The 13,581-nt window shown below is 73.6% G+C and carries 8 protein-coding genes, 2 tRNA genes and 1 pseudogene; 10 read left to right on the top strand and 1 reads right to left on the bottom strand.

Annotated elements, in window-relative coordinates; genetic code table 11:
- The first annotated feature begins 30 nt into the window (after positions 1 to 30).
- The 10 genes and pseudogenes from ACWD12_RS02725 (at position 31) to ACWD12_RS02680 (ending at position 11,535) form a co-directional block, all read left to right on the top strand.
- Positions 31 to 3,990: a DUF5682 family protein gene (locus ACWD12_RS02725; protein WP_450097994.1), complete on the top strand. Its 3,960-nt coding sequence runs from the start codon at positions 31 to 33 to the stop codon at positions 3,988 to 3,990.
- Entirely contained in the window at positions 3,987 to 6,299 is a 2,313-nt protein-coding gene (locus ACWD12_RS02720; RefSeq protein WP_450097993.1) for a hypothetical protein, read from the top strand. The genes ACWD12_RS02725 and ACWD12_RS02720 overlap by 4 nt, the downstream gene beginning before the upstream one ends.
- 83 nt (positions 6,300 to 6,382) lie before the next feature.
- Positions 6,383 to 6,455 (top strand) — tRNA-Thr (locus tag ACWD12_RS02715).
- Positions 6,456 to 6,502: 47 nt separating this feature from the next.
- A tRNA-Met gene (locus tag ACWD12_RS02710) sits at positions 6,503 to 6,575 on the top strand.
- A gap of 81 nt (positions 6,576 to 6,656) precedes the next feature.
- Positions 6,657 to 6,821 (top strand): 50S ribosomal protein L33, encoded by a 165-nt coding sequence (rpmG, locus tag ACWD12_RS02705; protein ID WP_006604855.1) that lies wholly within the window; start codon positions 6,657 to 6,659, stop codon positions 6,819 to 6,821.
- 196 nt (positions 6,822 to 7,017) lie between these two features.
- Positions 7,018 to 7,464, top strand: a pseudogene (locus ACWD12_RS02700) (FAS1-like dehydratase domain-containing protein); the annotation flags it as partial.
- Positions 7,465 to 7,600: 136 nt separating this feature from the next.
- Positions 7,601 to 8,029 (top strand): MaoC family dehydratase, encoded by a 429-nt coding sequence (locus tag ACWD12_RS02695; protein ID WP_358352727.1) that lies wholly within the window; start codon positions 7,601 to 7,603, stop codon positions 8,027 to 8,029.
- Between the two features lie 15 nt (positions 8,030 to 8,044).
- Positions 8,045 to 9,109: a UDP-N-acetylmuramate dehydrogenase gene (locus tag ACWD12_RS02690; protein ID WP_450097992.1), complete on the top strand. Its 1,065-nt coding sequence runs from the start codon at positions 8,045 to 8,047 to the stop codon at positions 9,107 to 9,109.
- Positions 9,110 to 9,250: 141 nt separating this feature from the next.
- Entirely contained in the window at positions 9,251 to 9,919 is a 669-nt protein-coding gene (locus ACWD12_RS02685) for a TetR/AcrR family transcriptional regulator (RefSeq protein WP_450097991.1), read from the top strand.
- A gap of 149 nt (positions 9,920 to 10,068) precedes the next feature.
- A complete protein-coding gene (locus ACWD12_RS02680; protein ID WP_450097990.1) occupies positions 10,069 to 11,535 on the top strand; it encodes a DHA2 family efflux MFS transporter permease subunit in 1,467 nt (488 codons plus the stop codon).
- A 179-nt stretch (positions 11,536 to 11,714) separates the two neighbouring features.
- On the opposite strand, the gene ACWD12_RS02675 is transcribed toward ACWD12_RS02680, so the two are convergent.
- Positions 11,715 to 13,433, bottom strand: coding sequence for a SpoIIE family protein phosphatase (locus tag ACWD12_RS02675; RefSeq protein WP_450097989.1), 1,719 nt, complete (start codon positions 13,431 to 13,433; stop codon positions 11,715 to 11,717).
- Positions 13,434 to 13,581 lie beyond the last annotated feature (148 nt).

Raw genomic sequence — 13,581 nt, 5'->3', positions numbered from 1 at the left:
GGTCGAGTCGGGGAAGGCGGGGCACGGAGCATGAGTGAGCGGATGGCGCCCGGAGACGCGGTGGAGTGGCTCGCGGACGCGGACCGGCCGGTCCTGATCGGCGTACGGCACCACGCGCCGTCGCTGGCCGCCGCCGTGCCCGCCCTGCTCGACGCCGCGCGCCCGAACGTCGTGCTGGTCGAACTCCCGGCCGACCTCCAGGAATGGATGCCGTGGCTCGCCCACCCGGAGACCCGGGCCCCGGTCGCCCTCGCGGGGGCGGGGCCGCACGGGCTGGGCTTCTACCCGTTCGCGGAGTTCTCGCCCGAGCTGGCCGCCGTGCGGTGGGCGGCACGGCACGACATCCCGGTGGTGGCATGCGACTTGCCGCTGGCGCACCGGGCATGGGCGGATGCGGGCGGACCGGCTCCGGGTGAGGTGACCGGGTCGGAGCCCACTGGCTCGCGGCCTGCCGGGTCGGAGCCCACTGGCTCGCGGCCTGGCGGATCGGAGACCGCCGGGTCGGGGGCCGCGGCCCCCGCCCCGGCGGCCGGTCCGGGCCTCCACCAGGCGCTCACCCGGAACCTCACCGGTCGTCCCGGTGACGACCTGTGGGACCGGCTCGTCGAGGCCGCCGCGCCCGGTTCGTCGGCGGAAGCCGTACGCCGTGCGGCGCTCGCGGTGGGCTGGGCGCTGCGCCAGGACGCCGTGGAGACGCGCGGCGTGGACCTCCTCGACCTGCGCCGCGAAGCCTGGATGCGGCGGGCTCTGCGCGAGGCGACGGCCGACGGGAAGCGGGCGGTCGCGGTGGTGGGCGCGTTCCACACACCGGGGCTCCTCGACGAAGGGGCCGACGACGGCGTCGTGTTCCCCGGCGAGGCGGACGGCGCGGAGGTGGTGACGTCGTTCGTGCCGTACACGTACGCGCTGCTCGACGAACGCTCCGGCTACCCCGCCGGGATCCGCGACCCCGAATGGCAGCACGAGGTGTACGAGGCGGCCGGGGACCTCGACGAGCTGTACGGCGTGCTGACCCGCGCCGCGACCCGGCTCAGCGTCGAACTGCGCACCCAGGGCCACCCGTCCGGCCCGGCGGACGCCCGCGAGGTCGTACGGGTCGCGGGGGACCTCGCCCGCCTGCGCGGCCTGCCCGCGGCCGGGCGCGGCGAACTCGTCGAGGCGGCGCAGACGGTCCTCACACACGGCGAATCACTCGGCCGGGGGAAGGCGGTGGCCCGTGCCCTCGAACGCGTGCTCGTCGGCACCCGCGCCGGGCGCCGTGCCCCCGGCACGCCGCGGAGCGGCCTCGGCCCCGCGGTCGAGGCGGCGCTTGCCGAACTCGGGCTGCCCGGCCCGCATGCGGCGAACCCGGGGGAGGAGCGGGACATGCGCCTCGACCCGCTGCGCACCCCCCTCGACCGCCGCCGCGAACTGCTGCTCAAGCAGCTTGCGGTGTGCCGGATCCCGTACGCAGAAGCCGACGAGGTGGTCGGCGCGGGCGGGGCGGACGCGTTGACGACCCGGTGGCGGATCCGCTGGTCGCCGTCCACGGCCGCGATGCTCGACGTCGCCGGAATTCGCGGCGTGACCCCGGCGCAGGCCGCCGAAGGGGTGCTGCGGGACCGGCACCGCCGCGAGGTGGAGGAGGAAGGGCCGACGGCCGCGCAGGTGCTGGCCGGGCTCGAACAGGCCGCCGAGTGCGGGCTCGACGCACTCGCCGCCGAACGCGTGCGCGAGATGGGCTCGGTGCTTCCCGCGTGCGCGGCGCTGCCCGAACTGCTGGCCGGACTGGCGCTATTGGACCGGTTGCGGGCCGGACACATACCGGGGCTCGCGCGGGTGCCGGAGGAGGTCCCGGCGATCGCCGCGGACCTCACCGCGGCGGCGGTCCGGCAGATCGACGGCCTGACCGGATCGGAGGAGGTCGACGACGCCCGGGCGCTGGTCGAACTCGCCGGGCGCGCCGACGCGTTCGGAGGCGTACGCCTGGCGGACGCGCTGGCCCGGCTGGCCGCCGACGGGGCGCCGTTGATGGCCGCGGCGGCGGGTGCGGTACGCGTGCTGCTGGGGCAGGAAGAGGCCGCCGGCTTCGGGGTGCGCGTGGCCTCGTGGCTGGACGACGCGACGACGGGCGAGCGGCGGACCGACCTGGTGCGGCGCCTCACCGGCGTGCTGACCGCGGCGGGGCCGCTGCTGGAGGCGGGCGGCGCGGCGCTGGACCCGTTGCTGGCACGGGTGGTCCAACTGCCGGACCGGGACTTCCTGGCGCGACTCCCGGCGCTGCGGGGCGGGTTCGACGCGCTCTCGCCGGCCGCCCGGGGGCGGGTGCTGGCGGTGGTCGAGGAGCGCCTCGACGACCGGATCGAGACCGAGACCGCGGTGGCGCCGGAGTCGTTGGCCGCGTGGGCGTCGGCGGACCTGGCGGCGCGGGAAGCGCTGGCGGGCCGGGGCCTGTGGCCGCAGGCCGAGACGGGCCTCCCGCCGGGCCGGGCTGAGGCAACCGAGCAGGCCGACGTGGTCGGACGAGCCGAGGCGCTCGGGAAACTGGAGGCGGTCGGGCAGCCGGAGGCGGTCGTACACGCCGGGGCATCCCGGCAAGCCGAGGTATCCAGGCCGGCCGAGGTATCGAAGCCGACCGAGGTATCAAAGCCTGCCGAGGTATCAAAGCCTGCCGAGGTGTCCAGGCAAGCGGAGGTATCCAGGCCAGCCGAGGTACCCGAGCAAGCCGCCGTGGGCGAACACGCCAAGGTAGTCGGACAATCGGACCCTGCCTGGGGACAAGCCGACGCATCGCAAGACATCACCCTGCTAAACCCCCAAGGTGGGGGCCCGCAGGCAAAGTCGGATGATCACACCGCCGAACCGGCCGACGGCGAGACGGCCGCGGGCGACGCCACGACCCTTACGCCGCAAGCACGTTGGCGGCTCGTGCTCGGCCGCCGCGCCGACCCCCGCGACTCCCGCGCCGGCCGGATCGGGGCCGCGCTCGACGAGCTCTACGGCACCGGCCGCGGCGAAGGCTCCCGCGGCGACCTGGGCCTGCCCGCGAACGGCGGCGGCCGCCAAGCCGCCTACCCGTCCGCGCGCGACTGGTCCGAGGACCTCGCCGCGCTGTTCGGCCCTTCCGTACGCGAGGAGGTCCTCGCGGCCGCCGTCGCGGCCGGACGCCGCGACGCCATCACCGAACTCGACCCCGCCGCCGCACGGCCCTCCGTCGACCTGCTCCGTGCCGTACTCGAACACGCGGGCGGCCTTCCGGAGTCCCGTATCGCGGCACTGCGCCCGCTGGTGAACCGGATCGTGGCGGAGCTGACGCGGGAACTCGCGACCCGTATGCGCCCGGCCCTCGCCGGGCTGACCATCCCGCGACCGAGCCTCCGCCCCGGCGGGGGCCTCGACCTGCCGCGTACGCTCCGCGCCAACCTCGCGACCGCGCGCCGCGATCCCGGCCCCGACGGCCGCGTCACGGTGGTCCCGGAAAAGCCCGTCTTCCGCACGAAGGCCCGGCGCAGCGCCGACTGGCGGCTGATCCTGGTCGTCGACGTATCCGGCTCGATGGAGGCGTCGACCATCTGGTCCGCGCTCACCGCGTCGATCCTCGCCGGAGTCCCCGCCCTCACCACGCACTTCGTGGCGTTCTCGACGGAGGTCGTCGACTTCACCGACCGGGTGCACGACCCGCTCGGCCTGCTCCTCGACGTGCGGGTCGGCGGCGGCACGCACATAGCGGCCGGCCTGCGGTACGCCCGCGACCTGGTCACCGTTCCGTCCCGCACGCTCATCGCCGTGGTCAGCGACTTCGAAGAGGGCTGGCCGCTCGGCGGGCTGCTGGGCGAGGTCCGCACGCTGGTCGGCTCCGGCTGCCACGTCCTCGGCTGCGCGAGCCTCGACGACCGGGGCAAGCCGCGCTACTCGACCGCCGTCGCATCGCAGCTGGTCGCGGCCGGGATGCCCGTCGCGGCCCTCAGCCCGACCGAACTGGCCCGCTGGGTAGGAGAGAAGGTCCGATGAGCACACCAGACGCGGCGCTCACGTCGGTCGCGGTACGCCCCGGCGCCGTGGCCGACATCGTCGAGGCGCTCCCGCCCCGGCTGCGCAAGCGGCTGGACGGGGCTGTGGAAAAGCTCCTGGCGCGGCCGGTCACCCGCGACGGGGACACGGTCCGGATCGCCGTCGACGACGACGCCGATCTCACGCTGAACGCCCCGGGCGGGGTGGTGCGGACCGCCGAAGACGTCGTTTGCGCCTGCCTGTTGGCTCCCAGCTGCCTGCACCGCGCCGCCGCGGTGTCGGCGCTTACGGTGGAGCTGGACGACGATCTCAATCTCGAGGCTGACGAGGACACCGTTGCCGCGGCGAATGCCGGGGCGGCGTCCGCGGGCGGCGCGGCCGAGCCCGACGGCGCGTCACCGGATGAAGGCGACGGCTCCGCCGAGTCCGGGGAAGTCCGACAATCGCACACGGCCGGTGGACGGCCGGACGCACGCGACGAGCCCTCTCCACTAAACCCCCGTCGTGGGGGGCCGCGCGCAAAGTCGGATGATCACACCGGCGCCCGCGCCGCTCCGGGCATGCCCACCGCAACCGCCGTCGCCACGGCCTCCGCCCCGGGCACCGACACCGGCACCCGCGTTGGTACCGGCACCGGCACCGCCACCGGCAACGGCACCGCCACCGAGATCACCCCCGCCCAACACGCCGCCGCCCACACCCTGTGGAAGGCCGCCGCCCTCGTCCTCGACGCCGGCATCCCCGGCGCGGGCGCCGTCCAACAGGCCGAACTCCTCCGCGCCGCCCACTCCGCGAAGCTCGCCGGCCTCCATCGCGGCGCCGCCGCGGCCGTGTCCGTCACCACAGCCCTGCGCGCCGCCCGCGCCGACGACCCCGCCCACCGGCTCCCGGACCTCGCCGAAGCCCTCCGCGAACTCCTCGACACCGCAGACCAGTTGGCTTCGCCCTCGGCTGCCGCCGAACTCCTGGGCACCGCGCGGCAGGCGTACACCCACTCCGGATCACTGCGCCTGTACGGGCTGTTCAGCGAGCCCCTGCGCACCGCCTCCGGGCACGCGGGCGTCGTCACGTACACCGTCGGTCCGGACGGGGCCCTCCGTACCGTCTCCGACGTCATGCCCGGTACCCCCGAGCGCATCGCGGGCGCCGCGGCACGCGCCGTACGCATGGGCGACACCGCGCTCGACCACCACGCCCTGACGCGCGCGGGCCTGATGGTCTCCGGGGCGACGGAGTCGCCGACCGGCCGTCTGGGCGCGGGGGCGTCGGTACGCGCCGTCAGCGCATCCGGCGCCGCCTGGGACGCCGACCCGCTCGCCGCCCTGTGGGCCGAACCGCCGTCCGCACAGGTCGCCCGGGTGCTCCGCGCCCGCGAGCTGCCGGCCGACGCCCGGCGCGCCGGGGCGGAACTCCTCTTCCTGGACGTCGAGATCCTCGGCCCCGTCGCCGCGTCGCTCGCATCGGGGCGCGGGGACCGGGTGGCCGCGCGATGCCTGCGTACGGGGACGCCGGTCCAGCTCCTGGTGGCCGACGACCACCCCGCGCTGGCGTTCCGCGACAACCTGCGGCTGATCGCGAGCCACCGCGGCTTGGCCCTTCGGCTGGTCGGCCGCCTCGAATCGGGGACGGAGCCGGCCGTACGCGCCTTCGCCGTCGCTCCCGCCCCCACGACCCACGGGCCCGCAGCCGTCCTCACGCGCGAAGGGACCCCCGCACCCGAAGGGCATCCGGTGCCCGTCCTCACCTTGGCCCCCGCACTCAAGGGCCGCGTCAACCTGGGGCTCGACCGCCTCCAACGGGCCGACTTCACGACCGCCCGTCCCGCCGCAGTCACCACAGCCGCAGCCGCGGCCAGGGCCGATTCCGGGTCCGCCGACGGCTCCGGAGACATCTCCGCCGACCCGGCTCCCGCCCGGACGGAGCACGCCGGCCCCGGCGATCACTCCGGCGTACGCCCCGTCGCGCCACCGGCCGCCACCGTCGCGCCGCCGCACGTCGACGAGGCACCCGCGTACCTCGTACACCGCCAAGTGGAACGGGCGGTCGCCGGCGGCCGTCCCGCGGTCGCACTCGCCGGGACCCTCGCGCGCGACACCGCGCGACTGCGCCGCGACGGCCTCACCACCGGCGCCGACCTGCTGGAACACCTCGCCGCCTCGGCAGCGGACCGGGGCCGCGACGTGTTCGGACGGCTCCTGCCCGCCGACACCGAACGGCTCGCGCGCGCGTGGCTCGCGACCGCTGCCTACGCGCGCGCGGTGGATGCGGCACTCACCGCACACGCCTGGGGTCCGCCAGGGGAGCTCTGACCTGCGCCCGAACAACCGGGCCGGGGCGCCCGGGTAACCGATTTCCGATGCGGGGCACAGGCCGTGTATGGTTTCACCTGCTCGCCCCAATAGCTCAGTCGGCAGAGCGTCTCCATGGTAAGGAGAAGGTCTACGGTTCGATTCCGTATTGGGGCTCTGACGAGGAAGACCCCGTCCAGGCAATGGGCGGGGGCCTTCGTCGAGGCGGCGTAGCTCAGTCGGTAGAGCAAGCGGCTCATAATCGCTGTGTCACCGGTTCAAGTCCGGTCGCCGCTACCCAAGGAGCCGATGTGGGGGATACCCCAGGTCGGCTGCTTCTGCTGAAATCACATCCACGACTGTCAGGAAGGCGCTCCCGTGGCTGCCACAGATGTCCGCCCGAAGATCACGCTTGCCTGCGTGGAGTGCAAGGAGCGGAACTACATCACGAAGAAGAACCGGCGTAACGACCCGGACCGTCTCGAGATGAAGAAGCACTGCCCGCGCTGCAACTCCCACACCGCGCACCGCGAGACCCGCTGACGCCGGTCCGCTCACGCGGCACCGCGCACCAAGGCGTTTCGACGAGGCCACCCCGCACCGGGGTGGCCTCGTTCGTCGTTCCAGCGTGCGCCCAGCGCGATCCGGGATACTGCTCCGGCGGCATCTGCCACCCACGCCGGCACTCGACCGCACTCATATCGGCACACACATCGGCTGCGTTGGAGGCGACCCTCGGATGGCGCTGGATCCCAAGTTCATCGGGCGCACGTACCCGCCCACCGCCCCGTACGAGGTGGGCCGCGAGAAGATCCGCGAGTTCGCCGACGCGATCGGCGACGCGAATCCCGTGTACCGCGACCCGGAGGCCGCCGCCAAGTACGGCCACCCGGACGTCATCGCGCCGGTGACCTTCCCCATCGTGATCTCGCTGGGGGCCGCCGAGCAGATCGTGATGGACCCCGAACTGGGGCTCGACTACTCGCGCGTCGTGCACGCCGACCAGCGCTTCTCGTACGCACGCCCGGTGCGCGCCGGCGACCGCCTCGTGGCCGTGGTCACGGTCGAGAACATCAAGACGATGGCGGGGAACGACATCATCACCACCCGCGCGGACATCGCGACGGTGGACGGCGAGCACGTGGTGACCGCCCGCTCCACCCTCGCCGCGCGCGGCACCGGCGACACCGACACCAAGTCCGCCGCCGACACCCACGCCGCCGCCGACACCCACGCCGCCGCCGACACCAAGGCCGACACCAAGGCCGACAGCAAGACCGGCGCCAACGCCGGCACCGACACCAAGACCGGGGAGAACTGACGTGGCCGCGGGCATCAGCTACGACGACGTCGAGGTCGGCACCGAACTCCCGCCGCAGTCGTTCCCCGTCGGGCGCGGCGACCTGGTCCGGTACGCGGGCGCCTCGGGCGACTTCAACCCCATCCACTGGAACCCGCGCTTCGCGGTCGAGGTCGGCCTGCCCGACGTCATCGCGCACGGCATGTTCACCATGGCCGAGGCGGTGCGCGTCGTCACCGACTGGGTGGGCGACCCCGGCGCGGTGGTCGAGTACTCCGTGAAGTTCACCCGTCCGGTGGTCGTCCCCGACCCCGAGGGCGCGGTGGTCGAGGTGACCGGCAAGGTCGCCCAGAAGCTCGACGACCGCCGCGTACGGGTCGACCTGCACGTCACGTGCGGCGACGCGGGCAAGGTCCTCGGTGTCCCGCGCGCCGTCGTGCAGCTCGCCTGACCGTACGCTGTTCGGGTGCAGCATCTCGCCGATTCCCCCCTCGCCCCGTTGACCACGCTCCGCCTCGGCGGACCGGCCCGTCGCCTGTACGAGGCGACCACGACCGCCGAACTGGTCGCCGTCGTCAAGGATGCCGACGACCACGGCACACCGCTGCTGCTGATCGGCGGCGGCAGCAACCTGGTCGTCGGCGACCAGGGATTCGACGGCATCGTCGTGCGGATCGCCACCAAGGGCCATTCGCTGGGCGCCAACGGCCTGCTCAGCGCGGACGCCGGCGTCCGCTGGGACCACCTGGTCGAGACCGCGGTCGACGCGGGCTGGGCGGGTGTGGAGTTCCTGTCCGGCATCCCCGGCAGCGCCGGGGCCACACCGATCCAGAACGTCGGGGCGTACGGCCAGGAGGTCGCCGAGACCGTCGCCATGGTCGAGGTGTACGACCGACGGTCCGGGCGCATGGAACTGCTCGACCCGTCCGAGTGCGGCTTCGCGTACCGCGACAGCGTCTTCAAGGCGCCGGAGAACGCCGACCGGTACGTCGTGCTGCGCGTGCACTTCCAGCTCCGTGCCGAGGGCGGCGCGTCCGCCCCGGTGAAGTATGCCGAGGTGGCCCGCGCCCTCGGCGTCGAGCAGGGCGCGTGCGTGCCGCTCGCCACCGCCCGTGACACGGTGCTGGGCCTGCGGCGGGCCAAGGGCATGGTGCTGGACGAGGCGGACCACGACACGTGGAGCGCCGGGTCGTTCTTCACCAACCCGATCCTGACCGAGGCGCAGTTCGCCGACCTGGTCCGCCGCGCCGCCGAGCGCCTGGGCGCCGAGGCCGAGCCGCCGCGCTATCCGGCGGGGGAGGGGCTGGCGAAGACGTCGGCCGCGTGGCTCATCGAGCGCGCGGGGTTCCCCAAGGGCTACGGGACCGGGCCGGCGCGCATCTCGACCAAGCACACGCTCGCGCTGACGAACCGCGGCGGGGCCAAGACCGAGGACCTGCTGTCACTGGCCCGCGAAGTGCGGGACGGCGTACGCGAGTTCTTCGGTGTCGAACTGGTCAACGAACCGATCTTCGTCGGCGCGGTCCTGTAGTGGTCGGCCGTCACGGGCCCTTGCCCCTCGGGGTAGGGGCCCGGTGCGCCGTCCCGCCGACCGCGGGCGGCGCGAGGCGGGGAGAAACCGTCCCGCGCCGACGGTTGACAACCCTAGTTATTGAGTAATAACTTACTTCACATGGCAGCCCCCACCAGCACCCGAGCCGGCACCGTCCGGATGAGCGCCGACGAGCGCCGCACCGCGGTCATCCGCGCGGCGGTCGCGGAGTTCGCCAAAGGGGGCTTCAACGGCACTTCGACGGCCACGATCGCCGGCCTGGTCGGCGTCTCGCAGCCGTACCTGTTCCGCCTCTTCGACGACAAGAAGGCCCTCTTCCTCGCGACCGTGGAGTACGGCTTCCAGCGCGTCGAGCAGACCTTCTCGACCGTCACGAAGGGGCTCCAGGGGCACGAGGCCATCCACGCGATGGCCCACGCGTACCAGGACCTGCTGGACGAGGACTCCGACCTGCTGCGGATCCAGCTTCAGGCGTACGTCGCCGCGCACGACCCGGAACTGAAGCCGCACATCCGGAAGTTCTGGGACAGCCTCGACTCGCTCGTCCGCGGCATCACGGGCTCCGACCCCGAGGTGATGACCACCTTCTTCGCGCGCGGCATGCTCTGCAACGTGATCGCCGCCATCGACCTGCCCCGTGAGCGCTACTTCGGCGACTTCCTCTCCGAGGACGGCCGCCTGGTGGAATGCGAGATCTGCGAGGCGGCCCGCCAGATCGGCCCAGGCGGGACCGTCGCGGGCTCGACCGCCGCACCAGAAGACCCGGTTGCCCCGGGTGCGACCGACTGAGTCGCGCCCGCCCCCCTCTCCTCGCCCCCGCGGGGCAGCGCCATGCCCAGCAAAGTTAGTCATCAATAACTCAGCTTCGCGTCAAAAGTTAGTAATTAATAACTATCAATTCCGGCCGTCCCCGGCCGACAACCCTTCAGGGGGACGACATGAGTTCGACGCAGGCGCCGCCCGCCGCCAAGTCCCGCACCGTGGTGTGGACCTTCCTGGCCTCCAGCTTCGCCCTGTTCATGGCCAGCCTGGACAACCTCGTGGTCACCACCGCAATACCGTCGATCCGCGACGACCTGGACGCCGGGATCTCCGAACTCGAATGGACGGTGAACGGCTACACCCTCAGCTTCGCCGTCCTGCTCATGCTCGGCGCCGCACTGGGCGACCGCTTCGGCCGCCGCCGCGTCTTCGCCGCCGGCATCGGCGTCTTCACCTTCGCCTCCGCCCTTGCCGCGCTGGCACCGAACACCGACATGCTGATCGCCGCCCGCGCCATCCAGGGCGCCGGAGCCGCCGCGATCCTCCCGCTGAGCCTCACCATCCTGACCCGGGCCGTGGCCCCCGAGAAGCGCCCGATGGCCCTCGGCCTCTGGGGCGGCATCAACGGCCTCGCGGTCGCCCTCGGCCCGCTGGTCGGCGGCGCCATCGTCGAAGGCGGCTCGTGGCAGTGGATCTTCTGGATCAACGTGCCGATCGGCCTCGTGCTCATCCCGCTCATCTTCCGCAAGGTCGAGGAGAGCCACGGCCCGGGCGGACGCCTCGACCTGATCGGCACCGTCCTCGTCAGCCTCGGCATGCTCGGCGTCGTCTTCGGCCTGGTCCGCGGCGAGGGCCACGGCTGGACCAGCGCGACCGTGCTCGGCCCGATCGCGGCCGGCGTCCTGTTCCTCGCCGCCTTCATCGCCCACGAGCGCCGCACCCCGCAGCCGATGCTGCCGATGACGATGTTCCGCAACCGCGCCTTCGCCGCCTTGACCGTGTCCGGGCTGCTCATGTTCGCGGGCGTGTTCGGCTCGATCTTCCTGCTGACCCAGTACTTCCAGGGTGTCCAGGGCTACTCCGCGCTCGGCGCCGGCCTGCGCATCCTGCCCTGGACCGCGATGCCCGTCCTGATCGCGCCGCTGGCCGGACCGCTCGCGGGCCGCATCGGCGGACGCCCGCTGGTCATCCTCGGACTCGCGCTGAGCGCGGCCGGACTCGCCTGGTTCGCCGTCACCGCGTCGCCCGACGTGACGTACGCCGAGCAGATCCCGGCCCTGATCCTCTCCGGCGTGGGCATGTCGCTGTACTTCATCCCCACCGCCAGCCTGCTGATGGCCTCGGTCCGCACCGAGCAGCAGGGCGTCGCGTCCGGTGCCAACAACGCGATGCGCGAACTCGGCGGCGTCCTCGGTGTCGCGGTCCTCGCCTCGGTGTTCTCGTCGCAGGGCGGGTTCGTCTCGCCGCAGGCCTTCGTCGACGGCCTCGTCCCCGCCCTGTGGGTGGGCGTTGCGCTCGCCGGCGTCGGCTCGCTGACCGCCGCGCTGATCCCGCGGCGCAGCGCGGACCGGATCCGGACGTCTTCCGGCGAGCCCGGCGCCGGCACCGACGTGGACAACCGCAAGGTCCCCGTCGCCGCCTGACCGCCCGACCCGTACCTGCCCGGGGCGTACGCACACCCCGCACCGTGCCCGAGAATCGTCCGCACAGCGCGACGCCCGGTGGGCGTGACCTCAACCCCGAGGCCACGCCCACCGGGCGTCGCGGCGTTTCCGGCCGGGGCTTCGACCGGCCGTACCTCAACCGCTTCGACCGGCGTACCTCAGCCGCGCGGCCGCAACCGCGACGCCATCACCGCGATGTCGTCCTCGGCATCCGGCCCGAGCTGGTCCACCACGTAGTCGACCAGGTCCCCCAGATCGGCACCCACCGGCGGCGGGCGCAGGTCGGTCAGTCGGCGCAGGGACACATCGATGTCCTCGCCACGCCGCTCCACCAGCCCGTCCGTGTAGAGCAGCATCACCGGTCCGGGCGTACGCGGGAACGCCGTCGACGTGTAGCCGCCCGCCCCGGTGCCCAGCGGCGGACCCGTCGGTACGTCCAGCAGCCGGATGCCGCTCCGGTCCACGAGCGCCGGCGGCAGATGGCCCGCGCTGGCGATCTGGGCGGTCCCCGCCCCCGGGTCCACCACCTCCAGCAGGCACGTGGCGACCCGGTCGAATCCCGCCGCCGCGACCATGTCGTCCATCCGCGCCAGCATCTCGTGCGGTGCCGCGTCCGTCGCGGCCAAGGCCCGCACCAGCATGCGGTAGTGACTCATGGCCACCGCCGCGTTGAGGCCGTGGCCCATGACGTCGCCCATGACCTTGAGCGTCCGGCCGCCGCTCAGCGCGACCACGTCGAACCAGTCGCCGCCGACCAGGGCCTCACTGCCCGAGGGCAGGTACCGGGTGGCGATGTCGATGTCCGGGCGCGGATCGCGCGGCTCGCCGAGCAGCGACTCCTGCAGCTCCCTGGCCACCGCGTGCTCGTGTTCGTAGTGCAGCGCATGGTCCAGGCTGACGGCGGCCCGGGTGGCGATCTCGCGGGCGGTGAACTCGTCCTGCTCGGTGAAGGCCGGGGACGCACCCGCACGCATCATCGTCAGCACACCGAGCGGCCGGCCGCGCGAGACCAGCGGGACCGCCATCCCCGAATGAGCCCCGGCGGCCCGGTATGCGGCCACCCGCGCGGCCGCGGGCCCCCGCCACGTCGCGGCGCCGAAGTCCTCGCGCGCCGGCCGCCCCTCTCTGAGCACCCGCGCGACCGCCGAATCCGCCTCGTAGTCCACCAGCTCCCCGACGCCGCCCATCTCCTCGGTGACCCTGCGCAGCTGCGGCACCCCGGCCAGCGCCTCACGGCGCAGCGACACCGGACCGCGCCCGCCCGGGTCCGCAGCCGCCGGCCGATCACGGTGGCCGCCGCCCGGCGTGGTGAACTCGGGCAGCAGGTCAACCGTCGCCCCGTCGGCCAGCAGCGGCACCGCGAAGGCCGCCAGTTCCCCACACGTGGTGTCGCGGTCCAGGGTCGTGCCGATGCGCTGCCGAGCCGCGTCGAACAGCCCGAGGTGATGCTCCTCCCGCCCGCCGTCCAACCAGCCGCGGTACGCCTCGGAGACCTCCACCACGACGCCCACCAGGCCACGGACCTCGCCGTCGACCTCCCAGCGGTCGTACACGCCGAGCCAGTACCGCCGCGCCGACATGTGCGCGTCCTGCGTCTTGCGCGATGACACCACCTCGCGCGTACGGCCGTCGGAGAGCACCGCGCGCAGCACCGGCTCGGCGTGCTCGGAGAGCGGCATGACGTCGCGCGCCGGCCGCCCGCGGTGGTCCTCGGCGGACACCCCGTTCATCCGCGCCAGCGCCTCGTTGACGTGGACGTAGCGCAGGTCGGTGTCCAGGACCAGCAACCCGGAGGACGACGAGGCCGCAAAGGAACGCGCCACTCGCGCCAATTCGCCGTCGTCGGAACATCCGGTCGCCGGGGGCCGAGTCGTCATGTCCTTGCCTTCCGCCTGCCTTGCGCGGTCGGGAGCGTGCGGCAGAGCCTCCCCGACCCGCCACGCGGGCAAACATGAAGGATTCAGGACAAACAGCCATATGAATCAGCGCCGGCCCGGGCCGTAACCCCGGCCACCGCCCCCGCTG

Source organism: Streptodolium elevatio (assembly GCF_053592165.1).
Note: the sequence above shows the minus strand (reverse complement) of the source record. Positions and strands in the feature narration are given on the sequence as shown.